Raw genomic sequence first — 20550 nt, forward strand, 5'->3', positions numbered from 1 at the left:
GCTGATCCCATGGGGTGGAACGGCCGCATATCGCAGCCCGTACCCTGGACGGGTGAATTCGTTGGGGCTGGTTTCCGCACGTGACTCGGTGGCCGTCGATGCCGTGCGCACCTACGAGGTGCGCACCTACGGCTGCCAGATGAACGTGCACGACTCCGAGCGGCTGTCCGGTCTGCTCGAGGACGCCGGGTACGTCAAGGCCACACCCGGTGACACCGCCGATCTCGTCGTCTTCAACACCTGCGCGGTGCGCGAGAACGCCGACAACAAGCTGTACGGCACCCTCGGCCACCTCGCGCCCATCAAGGCCGAACGTCCGGGTATGCAGATCGCCGTCGGCGGCTGCCTGGCCCAGAAGGACCGCGACACCGTCGTGAAGAAGGCCCCCTGGGTGGACGTGGTGTTCGGCACGCACAACATCGGTTCGCTGCCGGTGCTGCTGGAACGGGCCCGCCACAACAGCGAGGCGCAGGTGGAGATCATGGAGGCGCTCGAGGCGTTCCCGTCCTCGCTGCCCGCCAAGCGCGAATCCGCCTACGCGGGCTGGGTGTCGATCTCGGTGGGCTGCAACAACACCTGCACCTTCTGCATCGTGCCGTCGCTGCGCGGCAAGGAGGTGGACCGGCGTCCCGGCGATGTGCTGGCCGAGGTGCGGGCGCTGGTCGACCAGGGCGTCATGGAGGTGACGCTGCTGGGGCAGAACGTCAACTCCTACGGCGTCTCCTTCGCCGATCCGAGCGAGCCGCGCGATCGCGGCGCCTTCGCCAAACTGCTGCGCGCCTGCGGGTCCATCGACGGCCTGGAGCGGGTGCGTTTCACCTCCCCGCATCCGGCCGAGTTCACCGACGACGTGATCGAGGCGATGGCCGAGACCCCGAACGTGTGCCCGCAGCTGCACATGCCGTTGCAGTCCGGCTCCGACCGCGTGCTCAAGGCCATGCGGCGCTCCTACCGCAAGTCCAAGTACCTCGGCATCATCGAGAAGGTGCGCGCGGCCATGCCGCACGCCGCCATCACCACCGACATCATCGTCGGCTTCCCGGGCGAGACCGAGGAGGATTTCCAGGAGACCCTGGACGTGGTGCGGCAGGCGCGGTTCACCAGCGCCTACACCTTCCAGTACTCCATCCGCCCCGGCACCCCGGCCGCTGAGATGCCCGACCAGCTGCCCAAGGAAGTGGTGCAGGAACGCTACATGCGGCTCATCGAGTTGCAGGAGCGGATCTCCCTGGAGGCCAATCAGGCGCTGGTCGGCACCGAGGTGGAGTTGTTGGTGGCCGAGAGCAGCGCGGGCAAGAAGAACGCCGCCACCGCGCGCATGAGCGGCCGCGCCCGCGACGGCCGCCTGGTGCACTTCCGCCCGCCCGCCGATCCCGCGCCCGGCGCCGAGATCCGCCCCGGCGACCTGGTCACCGTCGATATCACCGGTGCGGCCCCGCACCATCTCATCGCCGACAGCGTGGTGCGCGACCACCGCCGCACCCGCGCGGGCGACGCCCACGAGCGCGGCGTCACCCCCAAGACCGCACCCATCGGCGTCGGCCTGGGACTGCCGCGCATCGGCGCGCCGGAACCGCTGCCCGCCGCGTCGGGCTGCGACAGCGGCTGCGGGCTGTGAGCGCGCCATGAGCGACCGGCAGGGCGACGAGCACGAGAACGACCCATCGGCACAGCGGCCGACCCCCGACCCGAACGAGGAGACGATGAAGTCAGCCGAGCAGGGCAGCCAGGAGTTCGAGCAGTTCCGCGGCGATCTGGAGGCGGTGGAACGCAAGATCGCCGGTGAGATCGACCCGGGGGCGCGCGCCCTGGTGGTCGCCGGTGCGGTGTTCGTGCTGTTGCTCTCGCTGGTGCTGCCGCACGCCGGGGCCGCCCGCGGCTTCGACGTGCTGCTCTACGATTCGGTCGCCCAGGACGAGCACATCGGCCTGCCCTCCCGGATCTTCGTGTGGTTCGTGGTGGTGTTCGGCATCGGCTTCTCCCTGGCCGCCCTGACCACCCGCCGCTGGGTGCTGGCCTGGATCGCCACCGCGGGCACCGCCATCGCCAGCGTCTTCGGCGTCTTCTCCATCTGGCACCGCCAGACCCCCGGCCTGGGCAACTACGACGGCTCGGGTCCGGGCATCGGCCTCATCCTGGCCGCCATCGCCGCGATCGTGCTCACCTTCCACTGGATCCGCGTCGTGTGGAGCCGCACCGTGGTGCAGCTGGAGGCCGAGGAGCGCCGCCGTCAGGCCGCGGCCGCCGCCGAGCAGCAGGACCGCCGCTGGCTCACCGGCGACGAGGAGTGAACTGATATCCCAACCGGAAGGCCCGGTGGTGCGTCCGCACCACCGGGCCTTCCGTTAGGTTGCCGCGTTGGACGGGCTCAGCGTTGGACGGGCTCAGCGCTGGCTGACCGCGCCCTCGGCGGCTTCCGCCCATTCCCGCCACTGCTTGGCCTGTTCCAGTGCCTTCTCCGCGTCGCGGGTCTTACCCGCGGCCTGGGCCTTGGCGGCCTGCTCCTCGAACTGCGCCACGCGTTCGCGGAACTGGGCGGCACGCGCCATGGCCTCCGGGTCGGTGCGCCGCCACTGCGCGTCCGCCGCTTCCCGCACCCGCTTCTCGATGGCGCGCAGGCGGCCCTCGAGTTCGTGGATGCGCTCGCGGGGCACCTTGCCGATGGCGTCCCACTTCTCCTGCAGGTCACGCAGAGCGGCGCGGGCGGCGTCGAGGCCGGACTCCGGATCGATGTGGTCGTACTGCTTCAGCAGTTCTTCCTTGGCGGCGGCATTCTGCTCGAACTCCGCGTCGCGTTCGGAGGCCGCGGCGTTGCGGGCGGCGAAGAAGACGTCCTGGGCGGCCTTGAACCGTCGCCACAGCTGCTCGTCGGCCTCGCGCGGGGCCCGGCCCGCGGCCTTCCACTCGGTGAGCAGGTCACGGAATACCGAGGCGGTGCCCGCCCAGTCGGTCGAGGAGGACAGTTCCTCGGCGCGCACGCACAGCTCCTCCTTGCGGGTCTTGGCGGCGGCCCGCTCCCGATCGAGTTCGGCGAAGTGCGCGCCGCGGCGGCGGTTGAACGCCTCGCGGGCCTTGGAGAAGCGCCGCCACAGCGCGTCGTCGACCTTGCGGTCCACGCCGCGAATGGTCTTCCACTCGTCGAGGATCTCGCGCAGCCGGTCGCCCGCGGCCTTCCACTGGGTGGATTCGGCGGCGATCTGCTCGGCCTCGGCGGCGAGGGCCTCCTTGCGCTCGGTGTGCTCGTGCCGGGTGCGCTCCTTCTCCTCCTTGGCGTGCGCGGCCGCCTCGTCGGAGTGCTCGATGATGGCCTGCAACCGCCGGGCCAGACCGTCGATGTCGCCGATCACGGCGGCGGTCGGCAACGATTCGGCAAGCGCGGCGGCGTCCGCCTTGATCTTGCGGGCGTCGGCGCCGGCGGCCAGCCGCTCCTCGAGCAGCACCACGTCGGTGGCGAGATTGTCGAAGCGGCGGCCGAAGTGGGCCAGACCCTCGGCGGCGTCACCGGCCTGCCAGGAGCCCACCACCCGCTCGCCGTCGGCGGTCTTCACCCAGGCGGTGCCGTCCTCGTCCACGCGGCCCCACTGGCCGGGGTCGCTGACGGTCGGCACCACCACCGCGTGCGGATGGGGGGTGTGCGCCGGGCCGGGCGCGGGTTTGACGGCATGCGGTTTGGGGGTATCAGAGCGGCGGGCACCGGGTTTGCCGGGCCGGTTGCCGGCGGCCTCGGCGGCTGGTGACGGTCGTTCGGCGGCGGCCGCGCCGGGCTGGGGCGTCGAGGTCGACTCCGGGTGGGTAGCTTTGTCGTTTCCGTTGTTGTCGGTCATTGCTCCTCGTCCCTGCCGCGCGTCACGGCTGCCTGGTTACGCCCTGGTCATCCCATCTAGCTTGACCCCATTCAACCAGGCTGAGTGGCGAAATGCTGCGTTTGCGGGCCGCGTCACCGCGCGGCGGCGCGGACGGGGTGGGGCTGGTGTGGCGGGTTGGCGCTACGGTTGACGGCGTGTTCAGTGTTGCGGCCCTGGTCCCCTCGCCGCCCGTGCTCGTACCCGAATTGGGCGGTGCCGCGGGTGTCGCGGACGGTGGCGAGGTGACGGCGCTGCGGGAGGCCGCGCTGGGCGCGGCGGGTGAGCTGGCCCGGTCGGCCGCGCGGTGGATCGTCATCGGAGTTTCGGAAACCGACCGACAAGTAGCCTCGACGGCGGTGGGCACCTTCCGCGGTTTCGGCGTCGACGTCCGGGTGGCCCTCTCGGCCGCCGCGCTGACCGCCGACACGGCCGCCGATCCGGGGTTGCCGCTGCCGGTGCTGATCGGTGGCTGGCTGCGCGCCCGGACCGCCCCGGACACCAGCGCCCAGGCCCGACTGCTGGCCGTCGACGCCCCCGCCGCCCGGGCGCTGCGCGTCGGCCGCGAACTGCGCGCCGAACTCGACGCCGACCCCGAACCCGTCGGCGTGCTGGTCGTCGGCGACGGTGCGGCAACCCTGACCACCGCCGCGCCCCGCTACCTCGATCCGCGCGCCGAAGCCTTCCAGACCGAGCTCGACCGCGCGCTCGCGGCGGGGGACCGGGACGGACTCGCCGCTCTGGACGCGCCGTTGTGCGCCGAGCTGTCGGTGGCGGGCAGGCCGGTGTTCCAGGCCCTCGCGGGTCTGTTCGGCGACGACCCGAGCCGTCCGCGGGTCGAAACCCGTTACCGCGCGGCGCCGTTCGGGGTCGGCTATCACGTCGGCGTGTGGCGGCCCGGGGGTGCGCGGTGATCCGCCCCGTCGCCGTCGTCGGACCCACCGCCACCGGAAAGTCTGATCTGGCACTGGAACTGGCGCTGCGCCTCGGCGGTGAGATCGTGAACATCGACGCCATGCAGCTGTACCGCGGCATGGACATCGGCACCGCCAAGCTGTCCGTCGCGCAGCGGCGCGGCATACCGCACCACCAGCTCGACGTGCTGGAGGTGACCGAGTCCGCCACGGTCGCCGCGTACCAGAGCGCCGCGCGCGCCGACGTGGAGGCGATCATGGCGCGCGGACACGTTCCGGTGATCGTCGGCGGCTCCATGATGTACGTGCAAGCGCTGCTGGACGATTGGGATTTCCCGGCGACCGATCCGGAGGTCCGCGCCAAGTGGGAGCGGGTGCTCGCGGAGCGGGGTCTCGGCGCGGTGCACGAGGCGCTGCGGGCCGCCGACCCGGTGGCGGCGGCCACCATCCTGCCCACCGACGGCCGCCGCATGGTGCGCGCGCTCGAGGTGGTGGAGCTGACCGGGCAGCCCTTCGCCGCCTCCCAGCCGCGAATCGGCGCACCCCGCTGGGGCACCACCATCGTCGGGGTCGACCGGGAGACCGCCGAACTCGACGCCCGCATCGAGCTGCGCACCGCCCGCATGTTCGAGCAGGGCCTCGTGGAGGAGGTGATCGGGCTGCTCGATCGCGGTCTGCGCGAAGGGGTTACGGCGCGGCGCGCCATCGGATACGCACAAGTCCTCGCGTACCTCGACAACGAATACGACCTGAAGCACGCACAGGAGCGCACCTTCATCGGCACCCGGCGCTACGTTCGACGACAGCGCTCGTGGTTCCGGCGAGACCCCCGGGTGCGCTGGGTCGACGGCGCGGATCCGGATCTGGTCGCCACGACGTCGGCCCTCGTCGAGGAACAGGAACGAGTTCGGTAGTGACGCAGCGCGGCAGCACCCGTAACGCCTCGGTTCAGGTCTGGCAGGCATATCTGAACAATCGGACCAAACGGGCGCGCGATGGACGTTTTCTCGTGCTGGGGCAGCGGGCCATCGCGCGCGCACTCGAAACCGATTGGCCCCTGGAAACCCTCGTGTACCGGCTCGGCGCGCCGGAGCCCTCGGCATGGGCGCGGCAGGTGCTCGACACCAGCGGCGTGCCGAGCGTGGGCCTGGTGCCCGAACTCATGGCCGAACTGGCCGAGCCCGCGGAGGCGGTGCCCGAACTGGTGGCGGTCGCGGTGTCGCGGCGCACCGAACTCGAGGACTTCACACCCGGATCGGCCGAAGACCCGCCCGTGGTGGTGGTCGTCGACCGGCCGTCCTCGGCACTGCGCCTGGGTGCCCTGCTGCGGTCCGCCGCCGCTTTCGGAGCCGCCGGGGTGATCGTGACCGGCTCCGGCGCGGACCATTTCGACCCGCAGGCGGTGCGTGCGTCCGACGGGGCGCTGTTCGCGGTGCCGGTCTTCCGGGTGCCCGGCCCCGAGCGGGTGCTCGGCTTCCGGGACGCCCTGGAGGCGCGCGGACTCGACCCCCGTATCGTCGGCACCGACGATCGCGGCGGGATGGCGCTCGACGGGCTCGACTTCGGCGGCGCGACCATCCTGGTGCTCGGCGACGAGCGGGACACCCTCGACCCGGGCTGGGCGTCGGTGTGCGACGAGTTGGTGAGCATCCCGACCCACGGCACGCTCGGCGCGCCGGCGGCCGCGGCGGTGGCCCTGTACGAAATTTCCCGGCAGCGCCGGGCGTTGCGCTCAGGGCTGTGAACGAGAGCGAGGACTATGGACGAGAGCGCCGGGATGATCGAGCAGGCTGAGATCGAATTCAGCAAGGGACACGGCACCCAGAACGACTTCGTGGTGCTGCCCGATCCGGACGCGTGGCTGGAGTTGACCGAAGCCCGTGTGGCGGCGCTGTGCGACCGGCAGCGCGGACTCGGCGCGGACGGGGTGCTGCGGGTGGCGCGCGCGGGCGCGCTCGTCGACACCGGCGTGCTGGCGGCACTGCCCGAGGGCGTCGCCGCCGCCGACTGGTTCATGGACTACCGCAATGCCGACGGCTCCATTGCCGAGATGTGCGGCAACGGGGTCCGCGTCTTCGCCCACTATCTCGCCGCCACCGGTCTGGAGAGCCGCGACGAATTCGTGGTCGGCAGTCGCGCCGGAGCCCGCCCCGTGGTCGTCCACCACGCCGACGCGGTGCACGGCGAGGTCACCGTCGCCATGGGCCGGGTGCGCCGGCTCGGCACCTCCACCGCCACCCTGTCCGGCCGCACCTTCACCGGCCTCGGCGTCGACGTCGGCAACCCCCACCTGGCCTGCGTCGACCCGACGCTCACCGCCGCCACCCTGGCCGCCCTCGATCTCACCGCGGCCCCCGGCTTCGACCGCGCCGTCTTCCCGCACGGGGTCAATGTCGAGATCCTGACCCCGCTGCACGACGGCGCGGTGGATATGCGCGTCTACGAGCGCGGTGTCGGCGAAACCCGTTCCTGCGGCACCGGCACCGTCGCCGCCGCGGCCGCCGCCCTGGTCCGCGCGGGCGTCGACATCGACGCCGAATCCGGCGAGGTGCGCGTCCGCATTCCCGGTGGCGAGGTCACCGTCACCATCGACCACGGCACCGCCACCCTGCGCGGCCCCTCGGTCCTCGTGGCGACCGGTCGTATAGCGGCGAAATGGTGGCAAGACGCCTGACGGTCGCACGTCGCCCGATCCAGGTGAGATACCGCAAGGCGACGTCTGATCTCGTGAGGTCCGGGGTAACTCGTCGGGTACGCCCACAATCGGTTCGGTACGGACCGCAAGCACGCGTGCACGACCGTCGACGGCTCTCAGCTGCGCGCTGAAGACGCGGAGAGGCGGATGAGCAATAACAGAATGCGCCTTCTTGTTCCTTCGTGGGACGATGGAGGTGTATGAGCAAACAAGAAATGTACGAGTTCACTCCCGCCGAGGAGATCGCCGACGAGATCGCCGAGACCACCGGTAACGGTTGGTCCGCCGATCCCACCGTCGGTGAGCTGCAGCTCGAGGACCGCAGCGCCTTGCGCCGCGTGGCCGGGCTGTCCACCGAACTCACCGATATCACCGAGGTCGAGTACCGCCAGCTGCGCCTGGAGCGCGTGGTGTTGGTCGGCGTCTGGACCGAGGGCACGGCGACGCAGGCCGAGGCCAGCATGGCCGAGTTGGCCGCGCTCGCCGAAACCGCCGGTTCCGAGGTGCTCGACGCATTGATCCAGCGCCGCGACAAGCCGGACCCGGCCACCTACATCGGCTCCGGCAAGGCCGAGGAACTGCGCGCCGTCGTGCTCGACACCGGCGCGGACACCGTGATCTGCGACGGTGAACTGACCCCCGCCCAGCTGACCGCACTGGAGAAGGTCGTCAAGGTCAAGGTGATCGATCGGACCGCCCTGATCCTGGACATCTTCGCCCAGCACGCCACCTCACGCGAGGGTAAGGCGCAGGTCTCGCTGGCCCAGATGGAATACATGCTGCCGCGACTGCGCGGCTGGGGTGAGTCCATGTCCCGGCAGGCCGGTGGTCGTGCTGGCAGCAATGGCGGCGTGGGTCTGCGCGGTCCCGGTGAGACGAAGATCGAGACCGACCGTCGCCGGATTCGCGAACGCATGGCCAAGCTGCGCCGCGAGATCCGCGAGATGAAGACCGCCCGCGACACCAAGCGTTCCAAGCGCACCTCGAGCGGTATTCCACAGGTCGCCATCGTCGGCTACACCAATGCCGGCAAGTCGAGCCTGATGAACGCGCTCACCGGCGCCGGAATCCTGGTGCAGGACGCGCTGTTCGCCACCCTGGATCCCACCACCCGCCGCGCCGCCCTGGAGGACGGTCGCGAGGTGGTGTTCACCGATACGGTCGGCTTCGTCCGGCATCTGCCCACCCAGCTGGTCGAGGCGTTCCGCTCCACCCTGGAAGAGGTGACCGGCGCGGATCTGCTGCTGCATGTGGTGGACGGTTCCGATCCGCTGCCCGCTCAGCAGATCAAGGCGGTGCGCGAGGTCGTCACCGAGGTGCTGCGCGAGTCGGATATCCCGGCTCCGCGGGAACTGCTGGTGGTCAACAAGATCGACGCGCTGGATCCGGTGGAGCTGACCCAGCTGCTGGCGGCCATGCCCGATGCGGTGTTCGTCTCCGCGCGCACCGGTGCGGGCCTGACCGACCTGCGGGATCGGCTGGCCGAGATCCTCGGTGGCCTGGATGTGGAAGTCGGTGTGCTGCTGCCGTATTCGCGCGGCGACCTGCTCTCGCGGGTGCACGCGGACGGCCGCATCCTCAGTGAGGAGCACGAGGAGGCCGGGACCAGGCTGCGGGCGCGGGTGCCGCGGGCGCTGGCCGCGGCGCTCACCGAATTCGCGCACGCCGGGTGAGCTGAGTCACGTTCGAGGTGTGACACCCACAATCGGTGCCTTGCAGTGGTTTTCGTTACCATGACGTAATCGAATTTTCTGCAGGGAGGGAATTTCGTGTCCGACCGAGTCACGTATTTGTCCGACAAGACCGATCGCCCGGCGCTCACCGACGGCGCGCCGCTGCATGTGGAGCTGTCCGACCGCGATCGCCGCATCCTGGACGTGCTGGCGGTACCGGGTCGGGCCTGGTTCAGTCCGCGGTTCTACGGACTGGACCGGCTGCCTACCGACGGGCCGGTGCTGCTGGTCGGCAACCACACCCTCACCGGCGGCATGGACGCACCCATGCTGGCGCACGAGATCCTGCGCCGCACCGGACGGCTGGCGCGGGGGCTGGCCGAGAACGTGCTGATCGACGTGCCGGGACTGCGCGATGTGCTGCATCACCTCGGGGTGGTGCGCGGGAACCGGCACAACTGCACCACCCTGCTGCGGCAGGGCGAGATCGTCGCGGTATTCCCGGGCGGCGGCCGGGAAGCCATGAGCGGCAAGCAGGAGAAGTACGTCCTGAACTGGAATGGCCGCACCGGCTTCGCGCAGATGGCCATCGAGGCGGGCGCGCCCATCGTGCCGATGGGCATGATCGGCGGCGACGACGTGTACGACGTGGTCTTCGACGGCGCGCATCCGGCCATGCGCCCGGTGCGCGGCCTGGTGGAGGCGCTGGGCCTGCGCGCCAGCCTCACCCCGCCGCTGATTCGCGGTCTCGGGCCGACCCTGCTGCCCAAGCCCGAGCGCTTCTACTTCTCCCTCGGCGATCCCATCGACACCAGTGCGTGGGCCGACGCCTCCGATCCGGCCGAGGCGGCCCTCGAATTGCAGGGTGTGGTGCGCAAGGCGCTCGAGGAGGAGATCCGCTTCCTGCTCGCCCAGCGTGACGCCGATCGCGGCCGTAGCCTGCTGGGCCGGGTGATACAGGCGGTGGGCCGCCCCTGACCGGACCGTCAGGTTTACGGTCGTTCGTCTGGTGCGACCCGTTGTCGTCTCGGATGCAGCCGCAGTTCCGACCACTTTTCCGGGGTCGGAAGTAAACGGTGATTCGACTTCGGTGTACCGTATGTGACGTAGGCATCAGTGCCGCTGTGGTCACATAGGAGGTCGGCGTGGAGCGCACCCTTTTCGAACCCGAACACGAGCTGTTCCGGGAGTCCTTCCGCAAGTTTCTGGATCAGCACGTCGCCCCGAACCACGAGCGGTGGGAAGAGGCGGGCGTCGTCGATCGCGCGGTGTGGCTGGAGGCCGGTAAGCAGGGCTTCCTCGGAATGGCGGTGCCGGAGGAGTTCGGCGGCGGCGGGGTGAAGGACTTCCGCTACAACGCCATCGTCACCGAGGAAACCACCAAGGGCATGTACTCGGGCCTGGGTTTCGGGCTGCACAACGACGTCATCGCGCCGTACCTGCTGGAACTGGCCGATGACGAGCAGAAGGCGCGCTGGCTGCCCGGCTTCTGCACCGGCGAGATCATCACCGCCATCGCCATGACCGAGCCCGGCACCGGATCGGACTTGCAGGGCATCAAGACCCGCGCGGTCAAAGACGGTGACGACTGGATCCTCAACGGCTCCAAGACCTTCATCACCAACGGCATCAACTCCGATATCGTCATCGTGGTCGCCCAGACCGATCCCGAGAAGGGCGCTATGGGCTTCTCGCTGCTCGTGGTCGAGCGCGATATGCCCGGTTTCACCCGTGGCCGCAATCTCGACAAGATCGGCCTCAAGGCGCAGGACACCGCCGAACTCTCCTTCGACAATGTCCGCGTTCCCGGCAAGAACCTGCTCGGCACCGAGGGCATGGGCTTCATCCACCTCATGCAGAACCTCCCGCAGGAGCGCCTGTCCATCGCCGTCATGGCCGCCGCCGCCATGGAATCCTGCCTGGACCTGACCTGCCAGTACGTCCGCGACCGCAAGGCGTTCGGCAAACCCATCGGCGCCCAGCAGAACACCCGCTTCGTCCTCGCCGAACTCGCCACCAAGACCACCGCCGTCCGCGTCTTCGTCGACCACTGCATCGCCCTGCTCAACCAGGAGAAGCTGTCCCCCGAAGACGCGGCCAAGGCCAAGTGGTGGAGCACCGAGGAGCAGATCGACCTCATCACCAAATGCCTGCAACTGCACGGCGGTTACGGCTACATGCGTGAGTACCCGATCGCCAAGGCGTACATGGACGCCCGGGTGCAGACCATCTACGGCGGCACCACGGAGATCATGAAGGAGATCATCGGGCGGAGTTTGAAACTTGCCTGATCGGAGGCGGTTTCCCGGCTCAGGAAGCGGCTGCGCTCCCGTTTGGCTCCCGTCTCAGCTCTGAAAGATGCTCGTTTCCGGTGGGGTACTCCTTAGGGGTATCCCGTCTGGGCGGGTGAAGTACTCTTGATTCGGTTTGTGGGGTCAGGGCTTCAGTCGGGACAGATGATGGTCCAGGAGCGATGTCGCCTCCGCTGGCGTTCGGTGCCCGAGCAGGACCGCGTCGCCGAGGCCAACGACGAGGGCCAGTAGAAGGTCGGCTTCCTGGATTGGGTCTAGTTTCGCGCGCAGGTCGCCGTCTGCCTGGGCGAAGGTGACCATGGCGGCGACGGCGTCGCGGAGCTGTGAGTGACCGACGCGGAATCGATCGGCGATCTCGGGGTCCTTCAGTGCGCGCACAGTGAACGCGTTCGCGACCAACGCGTCGGTCCGACTCTCGTCGGTAAGGGGGAGGAGAGCGACCAGTGCGGCGCGCAGGCCGGTTAGTCCACCAGCGAACTCGGTCCGCACACGGTTGTCCACCTGGTCCCGCAGTGTTCCCGTCGCGTAGCGCAGCATGGCGTCCCTGCTCGGGAAATAGTGCTGCACCAGGCCCTTCGAGATGCCGGCCGCAGCCGCGACCTCACCGAGGCTCACCGCTTCCAGGCCCCGATCGGCCGCGATGTGGCGGACCGCGTCGGCGATGAGCCGTCGACGTTGCTCGTGATCAACCCGCTTGGGCATCACGTCACCTCTTTGCAATACGAACGGATTGCGAACCGTTGCGAAACTGTTTACGATCCGATCGTATCGCCAAAGAAGGGAGGTCTCGATGACGCTCGGTGGATTCACCTCGCCGCAGGCCCGCGGCGAGTACGACTCGGTATACGACCGGGGGTTCTCCGCGCTGCCCGCCGTCACCGAACAGCGCGACGTCCCGACGGCGTTCGGTACTGCGCGGGTATACCGCTTCGGTGAACCCGGTCCCGCCCCGATGGTGCTGCTCCCCGGCCGGGCGGGCACGACGATCATGTGGGAGCCCAACCTCCCCGCGTTCGTCACGCGCGGCCCGGTCTATGCCCTCGATCTGATCGGCGAGCCGGGACGCAGCGTTCAGACCGCTCCCATCCGCAACGCCGAGGACCAGGCCGCATGGCTCGACACCGTGTTCACCACGCTGGCCCTGCGCGACGTGCACCTCATCGGCTATTCCTTCGGTGGCTGGCTCGCCGCCAATCTGGCTGTGCGCGCGCCGGACCGGATCGCCTCGCTGACACTGATCGACCCGGTTCAGACCTTCGCCCGGTTCCCGATCCCGCTACTCGTGCGCTCCGCGCTCAACCTCGTCCCGGGCATCCGGCGCTGGGCCCGACCGTCGTTCCTGGCCTGGATCGCAGGCGGCGCCGAGGTGGCCGAGGCCGACCCGGTGGCAACGGTGATCGACGAGGGCATGCGGACCTACCGGATTGCGCTACCAACCCCCGTCCTGCTCTCTGACGCACAACTGCGCGGCATGACAGTCCCGGTGCTCGCACTCATCGCGGGCCGCAGTGTCATACACGACGGCCAGCGCGCGGCCACCCGCGCCAGCGATCTGCTGCCGGACGCCCGCGTGGAGTTGTGGCCGACGGCTACACACGCGATCGCGGGCGAGTCGGCCGCCGAGGTCAACGCCCGGGTGCTGGAGTTCCTGGCCGAAATCGAATAACCAGGTGAGGTGCGACACTGAGGTGGCCGGACAGCCGCCCTGGCGATTCGGCTGCCGACCTCGCCGGCGCCGATGATGCCGATGGTTGTCATGCGGGCAGAATCCTCGAGTTCTGGTGGGGGTATCGTCAGCGCCCGACGGAGCGCTGGATCAATTCGAGCGCAGCGGATTTGGCGAGGTGCAACTCCTCCTCGCCGATACCCGATTTGTGCAGGAATTCGATCCCCTGCATGACGGAGATCAGCGCCCGTGCGGTCGTCTCCGGGTCGACGTCGCCGTCGATCTCGCCGATCTCCCGCGCCCGGGTGATCTGTTGAACGAACAGCGTGTGTGTCCGGGCGTAGAGCTGGCGCACGCGCGCCCGGACTTCCTCGTCCTGCGCGCTGAGCGCGGCGCTGTTGGCCATCAGGCACCCTTGCGGTGGCAGGTCCATGCGGCCGCCGTCGTCGAAGGTGACCGCGGAGGTGACCCCGTGCCACGGGCTGGGGTCACCGGTGACTGCGGCCTCCAGTCCGGCGAACTGGCAGGCGCAGTAGTCGTCGAGGATTCGGATGAACAGATCGTGTTTGCTGCCGAACGCTCCGTAGAGGCTTTGCATCCCCAGTCCGGCCGCATCGCAGAGGTTTTGGACCGACGTAGCCGCATAACCGTTGCGCCAGAAAGCGTCTCGCACGGCGGTCAGCACGGCATGCTCGTCGAACTTCCTGGGCCTGGGCATGTCTGAACCCTAACAATTATGGAGCGACTACTCAAATATTGACAAATCGCGCCGACTGCGATGTATTTGAGCAACTACTCCATAACTCTGCGAGGACGCACATGACCACACAACCGCTCGAAGGCAAGACCGCCCTGGTGACGGGGGGATCCCGAGGTGTCGGCGCCGGTATCGTCGCCCGGCTGGCAGCAGACGGCGCGAACGTCGCGTTCACCTATGCCAATTCCGCGGAGCGCGCGGCGGCCGTCGCGGCGGGGGCGGGCGCACACCCGATCCATGCCGACAGCCTGCACGAGCAAGACATCGAGGCCGCCGTCGCACAGACTGTCGACCGATTCGGCGGCCTGGACATTCTGGTCAACAACGCCGCGGTCGGCACCTTCGCCGCGATCTCCGACCTGAAGATGGCAGATATCGACGCGATGCTGACGATCAACGTGCGCTCTGTGATCGTCGCGATCCGTGAGTCACTGGCCCACATGGGCAGCGGCGGGCGAATCATCAACATAGGCAGCATCAACGCCGACCGCACGCCCTTCCCCGGCCAATCGGTCTATGCCGGGACCAAAGGCGCCCTCGCGAGCCTGACCCGCGGCCTCGCCCGCGAACTGGCCCCACGCGGCATCACCATCAACAACATCCAGCCCGGCCCGATCGACACCGACGCCAACCCGGCCGACGGCCCCGCCGCATCGACCATGCTCGGCGTCATGGCATCGGATCGATTCGGCACCACGGCGGAGATCGGCGCCTTCGTCTCCTATCTCGCCGGACCCGACGCCGCCTACATCACCGGCTCCAGCCTCGATATCGACGGCGGCTTCGGTGCCTGAGCGAAATCCAATCATGGGCAACACCCATGATGAACTGATGCTGATCGATGGCGGTCTGGTCGACTCGTCGTCCGGTGGGCGCTTCGACAACGTCAATCCGGGCCACCGAAGAGGTGATCGGGCAGGTCGCGGATGGCGCGCCGAGGTCGGATCCACCGTTAATCCGAAACTCCTACACCGAGGATCTCAACGGTGGGCACCCGGCCTCCGCAGGTCCCTGCCCACCCTGCGTGACCCGCTCGGAAATATCCACCTCGCCGGCGACTACCAGCTCGATATGCCCTCGCTCGCTGACGCGGCCACTTCCGGTGAGCGCGCGGCACTGGCCGTGCGGGCGAAGCTGCGGCGGTAGCCGATCCGGGTCGGCACACGCCCGGCGGAATGGGTGCCTGCTTCAATCCATCGAATTCTCGAGAGCGCGTGCTCACTTCGCGCAAGGCTCGGGACGGGCCGGTCGGAGTTGACCATCCGACGAGGCGAAGCTTCGTCGTTCCAGCAGTACGACATCGCGAAAGCCGCTGTCGGTCCTGAGGAGGCGATCGCGGACCCCGACGGTGCGGAACGCGGCGGTGTGCAGCAGCCCGATACCGGCGCGGTTGTCGGATGGGATCGACGACTCCAGCGTCCACAAACCCGCGGCGTCAGCGGCATCGACCTGGGCACGTAGGAGCGCCTTTCCGACACCGCGCCCGCGCATGTCCGCGGCGACGCAGATGCTGGTTCGGGCTACACCGGTGGCGACGGGGGTGAGCGCGGCGAAACCCGCGACACGGTCGTCCGCCGCTGCGACCCAGCGGTGGTCCGGTAGCCAGGTGGGGTCGGGGATACGGATATCGGCGGTCGTGACGTCGGTGCCAGCCGCGCCGGAAGCTACCCATTCCTCGGCGATGCGGCGGACCGCGGACACGTCGGCATCGTGTAGTGGGCGCACGGTGACGTCGTCGGGGATGTCGTCGGGGCAGCACCGTGGTGGTGGTAGCAGGCCCATGACGGCGTCCGCGGCATGTGGCAGGCCGGTGCAGCAGGCCGGGTTGACCGCGACCACGGTGCTGGTGCCACGCCTGTGCGCCGTGACGAAGCCGACGTCGGCCAACTTGCGGACATGGTGGGACACGGTCGGCTGCCGGATGCCGAGGGCTGCGGCCAGGTCGCCCACCGACACTCCGGCGGGGTGGAGCGCGACATGGTGCAGCAGTCTGACCCGGGTGGGGTCGGCCAGGCAGGCGAACCAGACCGCGAAGGTGGCCGCGTCCTCCGCCGACAGCGCATCAGCGCTGCGTTCGCTCGGTACGGGTGGGACCGCGGTCGTCATCTGCCCATTCTATCGATGTCGATCTATGGTTGCATTGATTGACGTTCATCGATAGAGTCCCCGATTGTTGATAGACGAACGTCGATTAAAGGAGTATGTGATGGCTGATCCGCGTGTCGCGGTGATCGGTGCGGGATCGACGGCGGAATGACCCGGTCGGCCGCGCAGCGATCATCAGGGGCCGCGGTACTCGCGGCGGCGGGCCGACGTCGGGTGCTGATCGTGCTGTGTCTGACCGAGATCATCAGCTGGGGCATTCTGTACTACGCCTTCCCGGTGCTGGCGGTACCGATCGCGGAGTCCACCGGCTGGTCTCCGGCGCCGCTCAGTGCGGCGTTCTCGGTCGGTCTGCTCGTGTCCGCGATTGCCGGGATCCCCATCGGTCGGCTACTGGATCGGAGCGGGCCGCGACGCATCATGACCTGCGGGTCGGTCCTCGCCGTCCCCGCGCTGGTGGTGATCGCGACCGCGCCGAGCCTCGCGGTGTTCACGGCGGGCTGGGTGCTGGCGGGAGTCGCGATGGGCGCGATCCTGTACCCACCGGCCTTCGCCGCGTTGACCCGCTGGCATCACCCGGGCCATGTACGGGCGTTGATGGTGCTCACGTTGTCCGGTGGCCTGGCCAGTACCGTGTTCGCGCCGCTGACGGCGGTGCTGGTCGACCCACTCGGTTGGCGCGGCACGTATCTCGCGCTCGCGGCGCTCCTCGGCATCTCGACCGTGCCGCTGCACTGGTTCGGACTACGAGGCCCGTGGCCGCGGCCGCCGACGCCCGGTGAACTGACAGCCGACGCGGGATGGGACGTGATCCGGAGTCGGCGTTTCCTCACCGTGACGACCGGCCTCGCACTGGGTGCCTTCGCGGCATTCGCGGCACTGTTCAACCTTGTTCCGTTGCTTCTGGAACGGGGGGTCTCGCCGGCGGTGGCATCCGTCGCGTTCGGGTTGGGTGGTGCGGCCCAAGTGCTGGGGCGGATCGGCTACCTCCCCTGGGCGGCCCGGACCGGTGCGCACGGCCGACTGGTCGCAATCCTCGCCGCGATCGCCGCCACCGTCGCGGTACTCGGCATCGCCCAGGGCCTCGCGGCGCTGATCGCCGGAACGATCGGGGCCGGAGTGGTCCGGGGACTGCTCACCCTCGTGCAGGCGACCGCGGTGTCGGACCGGTGGGGCGCCGCCGAGTACGGCCGACTCAACGGGGTCATGCAGGCGCCGATCGTGATCGTCATGGCCCTGGCGCCCTGGGCGGGCACCGCATTGGCCGGGTGGACCGGCAGCTACGTGAACTCCTACTTCGTTCTCGCCGCGGTGGCGCTGGCCGCGCTGGTGATCGCCGGTGGCGAAAGACCTTTCCCTGTCATCTATTCGAGGAGAACATCGTGAACGAACACACCACGGACGTCGTCATCATCGGTGGCGGCCAGTCGGGCCTGTCCGCCGCCCGAGCCGCTCAGAGCCACGGCCTCGCGGCGGTGGTCCTGGAGGCGGGCCCGGAACCCGCCGGATCGTGGCCCCACTATTACGACAGCCTGCGGCTGTTCTCGCCCGCCGAGCACAGCACCATGCCGGGGCTGCCGTTTCCCGGCCCCGCGGACCATTACCCTTCCCGCGACGAGGTGGCGGCCTACCTGCGCGACTACGCGGCCGAGCTCGAGGCCGACATCCGTTGCAACACAACGGTCACCGACGTCACGATCACCGCATCCGGCGGATTTCGGGTGACGACGAGTGACGGGCCTGCCTGGGAAGCGGGCGGAATCATCGCCGCCAGTGGATCGTTCGGTAATCCGTTCACACCACGCATCCCGGGTGCCGACACCTTCACCGGCCGGTCGCTGCATTCGGCGCGGTATCGGGAGCCAGCGGGCTTCGAGGGGCAGCGGGTCGTTGTTGTCGGCGCCGGGAACTCCGCGGTGCAGATCGGCTACGAACTCGCCGAGGTCGCCACCGTCACCCTCGCCACGCGAAATCCGATCGCGTTCGTTCCGCAGCGCCGCGACGGTCAGGACCTGCACTACTGGTTGCACGAGACGGGTTTCGACAAACTTCCGGCGCAGTGGCTCGCCCGGCTGGTGACGAACACACTGGTTGTGGATTCCGGCGGCTACCGGGCGGCACTGGAAGCCGGCCGATTCGATCGGCGGCCGATGTTCACGGCCTTCCACCCCGAGGGAGTGGTGTGGGACGACGGCACCGCCGAACCGGTGGACGCGGTGATCTTCGCTACCGGCTTCCGTCCGAATCTTCGCTATCTGGAGTCGCTCGGCGCGCTGGTCGACGGGCTTCCCCAGCACGAGGGCGGGCTGTCCACCACCCATCCCGGACTCGGCTATGTCGGATTGGAATTCCAGCGCAGATTCGAATCCAACACGCTACGTGGCGCCTGCCACGACGCCGAGTACGTCATGCAGGCGCTGACCCCGCATATCCGGTCGGCCGCCGCGACGGTGCTGGCCGGATAGTCCCCCCGAGTCGATGCGGGGCTGCACGACATAGACGGAACGGATGTGCGTGCAGCCCCGTCAGCAGGCACGATGCCGGGCGGGATGGCTGCGCAGCGGTCCGCCCGGTCGAAGGATGGCCTCCATGTCGTCGAGGGCATCGTGGTCGACGCGGTACCAGCTCCAGGTGCCGCGGCGTTCACGGGTGAGGATCCCGGCCGCGACGAGGATCTTCAGGTGGTGGCTGAGGCTGGACTGGGGCATGTCGAATTCCTCGGCCAGGTCGCAGAAGCAGCGCTCACCCGCGTGAGCGCCGTGGATCAGGGTCAGCAGCTTCACCCGGATGGGGTCGCCCAGCGCTTTGAACAGCTTCGCGACCGCGGTGTGGCCACCGGTGTCGAGCAGTGCCGTGGCCGCGGTGGAGGTGGTTGACGATGCCATGGTGGACATCGTTGTCAATCGGTGTGAACGTCCGATGAACGGGCCGGTACGTCGAATTGATACCCGAGTCGGCGTACCGCGCGGATCCACACCGGATCGCGGTCGTCGTCGCCCAGGCGTTTCCGCAGCCGCATGATATGCACCGTGAGACTGTTGCTGGCCGCGGGCCGGTCGCCCCACAGCGTCCTGATCAGCTCCTTGCGGGTGACAACGGCTCCCGGGCGTTCGGCGAGGTAGCGCAGCAGCGTGAACTCCATGGGCGGCAGCTGGATCTCATTGCCGTCGACCCACATGCGCGGCACGATGCCGTCGATGCGCAGCCTGCCGAGATCGACCGGAACGGGTCGGATCTCGAGCGGGTCCGGCCGCCGGGCCAGTGACCCGAGGATCGTCAGCAGCTCTCGGACCTGGTAGGGCCTGCGGACCACCGCCGTCGCGCCCGCGTCGGTGGCGAGCGCGGCGAAATCCGCCGATCCGCGCTCCACCCCGACCACGATCGGGAGGTCGGGTTCGTCGCGGCGGACGATGCCCAGGAAGTCGAGCGGGCCGAGCAGCCCCCGAACCGGGCCGAGGACCACCGCGTCGGGGCACATGCGGCCCACCGCCAGCAAGGCCACGGCGGGATCCGTGCACACCCGCAGCTCGACCTCTTGCCCGGCTACCGCCACCGCGAGTGCCGCGGCGGTGGCGGCGTCGTCGATCACCAGCGCCGCGAGCCGGTCCCGTCGTCGTACCGCCTCGGTAACGCAGATCCGGCGGCGCGTGCGGAACTGGGCGTCCCCGCCCTCCCACGCCGCGACCAGCGCATCGTCCATGTCAGCCGAACCTGCCGGAGATATACGCCTCGGTTCTCGGGTCCTGCGGGTTCGCGAAGAGCTGCTCGGTGGTGGTGTATTCGACGAGACGACCGGTGCGCTGGCCCTTGTCGTCGGCCTCGGCGGTGAAGAATCCGGTGCGCTGGGAGACACGGGCGGCCTGTTGCATGTTGTGGGTGACGATAATGATGGTGAACCGCTGCGCCAGCTCGGCCATCAGATCTTCGATCTTGCCGGTGGCGATGGGGTCCAGCGCCGAGCACGGCTCGTCCATGAGGATCACCTCCGGCGAGGTGGCGATGGCGCGGGCGATGCACAGCCGCTGCTGCTGCCCACCGGACAGTCCGTAGGCGTTCTGCTTGAGCTTGTCCTTCACCTCGTCCCACAGCGCCGCGCCGCGCAGCGCCTTCTCCACGGTGTCGTCCATGTCCGTGACCTTCATACCGGTGACGCGGGGACCGTAGGCGACATTGTCGTAGATGGACTTGGGGAACGGATTCGGCTTCTGGAAGACCATCCCGATATGGCGGCGCACCTCGATGACGTCCACCTCGGGGGCGTAGATGTCGACCCCGTGATAGGCGACTCTGCCTTCGACCCGAGCCCCGGGCACGAGATCGTTCATCCGGTTGAGGCAGCGCAACACGGTCGACTTGCCGCAGCCCGACGGCCCGATCAGCGCGGTGATCTCCCGGCTGCCGAAGGTCATGTTCACATCGGTGACCGCACGGAAGTCGCCGTAGTAGACCTCCAGATCGTGCAGCGAGAGGACACCGTCGGGATCGCCTTCGACCGGTGGCAGTTCCCGGCCGCGTTCGATGCTGATGAGCGGTGTCGACGTGGTTGCGGCCGCGTCGGTGTGGGCTGGGTGCATGGTTGTCTCCTTCA

The 20550-nt window shown here is 69.0% G+C and carries 20 protein-coding genes and 1 pseudogene; 14 read left to right on the forward strand and 7 right to left on the reverse strand.

Features of this window, described 5'->3' with window-relative positions; genetic code table 11:
- Nucleotides 1-88: 88 nt before the first annotated feature.
- Nucleotides 89-1618 carry a tRNA (N6-isopentenyl adenosine(37)-C2)-methylthiotransferase MiaB gene (gene miaB / locus QMO76_RS26595; protein WP_306364115.1) on the forward strand — a complete coding sequence of 510 codons (1530 nt, stop codon included), beginning with the start codon at nt 89-91 and terminating at the stop codon, nt 1616-1618.
- Between the two features lie 85 nt (nt 1619-1703).
- A complete protein-coding gene (locus QMO76_RS26600) occupies nt 1704-2291 on the forward strand; it encodes a hypothetical protein (RefSeq protein ID WP_306364116.1) in 588 nt (195 codons plus the stop codon).
- 93 nt (nt 2292-2384) lie between these two features.
- Here QMO76_RS26600 and QMO76_RS26605 read toward each other — a convergent pair whose 3' ends face one another.
- Nucleotides 2385-3824 carry a DUF349 domain-containing protein gene (locus tag QMO76_RS26605; RefSeq protein ID WP_306364055.1) on the reverse strand — a complete coding sequence of 480 codons (1440 nt, stop codon included), beginning with the start codon at nt 3822-3824 and terminating at the stop codon, nt 2385-2387.
- 176 nt (nt 3825-4000) lie between these two features.
- Here QMO76_RS26605 and QMO76_RS26610 point away from each other — a divergent pair, with 176 nt between their 5' ends.
- The 7 genes from QMO76_RS26610 to QMO76_RS26640 all read left to right on the forward strand — a co-directional run bounded on the left by QMO76_RS26610 (nt 4001) and on the right by QMO76_RS26640 (nt 11415).
- Nucleotides 4001-4756, forward strand: coding sequence for a hypothetical protein (locus QMO76_RS26610; protein ID WP_306364056.1), 756 nt, complete (start codon nt 4001-4003; stop codon nt 4754-4756).
- On the forward strand, nt 4753-5670 hold the full coding sequence (gene miaA, locus QMO76_RS26615; RefSeq protein ID WP_306364057.1) for a tRNA (adenosine(37)-N6)-dimethylallyltransferase MiaA: 918 nt from the start codon (nt 4753-4755) through the stop codon (nt 5668-5670). The genes QMO76_RS26610 and miaA overlap by 4 nt, the downstream gene beginning before the upstream one ends.
- Complete coding sequence (locus QMO76_RS26620; RefSeq protein ID WP_306364058.1) at nt 5670-6500, forward strand: RNA methyltransferase; 831 nt, start codon at nt 5670-5672, stop codon at nt 6498-6500. Before miaA ends, QMO76_RS26620 begins: the two co-directional genes overlap by 1 nt.
- Nucleotides 6501-6551: 51 nt before the next feature.
- Nucleotides 6552-7430, forward strand: a complete 879-nt coding sequence (gene dapF, locus QMO76_RS26625) for a diaminopimelate epimerase (protein WP_306364117.1) — start codon at nt 6552-6554, stop codon at nt 7428-7430.
- Between the two features lie 236 nt (nt 7431-7666).
- Nucleotides 7667-9124, forward strand: coding sequence for a GTPase HflX (gene hflX, locus QMO76_RS26630; RefSeq protein ID WP_306364118.1), 1458 nt, complete (start codon nt 7667-7669; stop codon nt 9122-9124).
- A gap of 96 nt (nt 9125-9220) precedes the next feature.
- On the forward strand, nt 9221-10102 hold the full coding sequence (locus QMO76_RS26635) for a lysophospholipid acyltransferase family protein (protein WP_306364059.1): 882 nt from the start codon (nt 9221-9223) through the stop codon (nt 10100-10102).
- Between the two features lie 167 nt (nt 10103-10269).
- Nucleotides 10270-11415, forward strand: a complete 1146-nt coding sequence (locus tag QMO76_RS26640) for an acyl-CoA dehydrogenase family protein (RefSeq protein WP_306364060.1) — start codon at nt 10270-10272, stop codon at nt 11413-11415.
- Nucleotides 11416-11559: 144 nt separating this feature from the next.
- Here the strand turns inward: QMO76_RS26640 and QMO76_RS26645 are convergent, their stop codons facing one another.
- The gene (locus QMO76_RS26645; RefSeq protein WP_306364061.1) at nt 11560-12138 is read right to left on the reverse strand and encodes a TetR/AcrR family transcriptional regulator; all 579 of its coding nucleotides are present in this window, start codon (nt 12136-12138) and stop codon (nt 11560-11562) included.
- 88 nt (nt 12139-12226) lie between these two features.
- Between QMO76_RS26645 and QMO76_RS26650 the strand changes: the two genes are divergently transcribed.
- On the forward strand, nt 12227-13102 hold the full coding sequence (locus QMO76_RS26650; protein WP_306364062.1) for an alpha/beta fold hydrolase: 876 nt from the start codon (nt 12227-12229) through the stop codon (nt 13100-13102).
- Between the two features lie 127 nt (nt 13103-13229).
- On the opposite strand, the gene QMO76_RS26655 is transcribed toward QMO76_RS26650, so the two are convergent.
- Nucleotides 13230-13820, reverse strand: a complete 591-nt coding sequence (locus QMO76_RS26655) for a TetR/AcrR family transcriptional regulator (protein ID WP_306364063.1) — start codon at nt 13818-13820, stop codon at nt 13230-13232.
- 101 nt (nt 13821-13921) lie between these two features.
- On the opposite strand from QMO76_RS26655, the gene QMO76_RS26660 reads away from it, so the two are divergent.
- Together QMO76_RS26660 and QMO76_RS26665 are read left to right on the forward strand one after the other, a co-directional pair.
- Entirely contained in the window at nt 13922-14653 is a 732-nt protein-coding gene (locus tag QMO76_RS26660; RefSeq protein WP_306364064.1) for an SDR family oxidoreductase, read from the forward strand.
- Between the two features lie 193 nt (nt 14654-14846).
- Nucleotides 14847-15005 (forward strand): annotated as a pseudogene (locus tag QMO76_RS26665) (FAD-dependent oxidoreductase); the annotation flags it as partial.
- Between the two features lie 72 nt (nt 15006-15077).
- Here the strand turns inward: QMO76_RS26665 and QMO76_RS26670 are convergent.
- Entirely contained in the window at nt 15078-15965 is an 888-nt protein-coding gene (locus QMO76_RS26670) for a metalloregulator ArsR/SmtB family transcription factor (RefSeq protein ID WP_306364065.1), read from the reverse strand.
- Between the two features lie 147 nt (nt 15966-16112).
- Between QMO76_RS26670 and QMO76_RS26675 the strand changes: the two genes are divergently transcribed.
- On the forward strand, nt 16113-17348 hold the full coding sequence (locus QMO76_RS26675) for an MFS transporter (protein WP_306364066.1): 1236 nt from the start codon (nt 16113-16115) through the stop codon (nt 17346-17348).
- Entirely contained in the window at nt 17345-18427 is a 1083-nt protein-coding gene (locus QMO76_RS26680; RefSeq protein WP_306364067.1) for an NAD(P)/FAD-dependent oxidoreductase, read from the forward strand. The genes QMO76_RS26675 and QMO76_RS26680 overlap by 4 nt, the downstream gene beginning before the upstream one ends.
- Before the next feature lie 60 nt (nt 18428-18487).
- Here the strand turns inward: QMO76_RS26680 and QMO76_RS26685 are convergent, their stop codons facing one another.
- From QMO76_RS26685 to pstB, 3 genes are read right to left on the reverse strand one after another with little or no spacing between them, the layout of a single operon-like run.
- Nucleotides 18488-18847, reverse strand: coding sequence for a metalloregulator ArsR/SmtB family transcription factor (locus QMO76_RS26685; RefSeq protein WP_306364068.1), 360 nt, complete (start codon nt 18845-18847; stop codon nt 18488-18490).
- Between the two features lie 14 nt (nt 18848-18861).
- Complete coding sequence (locus QMO76_RS26690) at nt 18862-19662, reverse strand: response regulator transcription factor (protein WP_306364069.1); 801 nt, start codon at nt 19660-19662, stop codon at nt 18862-18864.
- Nucleotide 19663: 1 nt separating this feature from the next.
- Nucleotides 19664-20536 (reverse strand): phosphate ABC transporter ATP-binding protein PstB, encoded by an 873-nt coding sequence (gene pstB / locus QMO76_RS26695; protein WP_306364070.1) that lies wholly within the window; start codon nt 20534-20536, stop codon nt 19664-19666.
- Between the last annotated feature and the right edge of the window lie 14 nt (nt 20537-20550).

The organism is Nocardia sp. CC227C (genome assembly GCF_030767025.1).
Taxonomy (GTDB): domain Bacteria; phylum Actinomycetota; class Actinomycetes; order Mycobacteriales; family Mycobacteriaceae; genus Nocardia.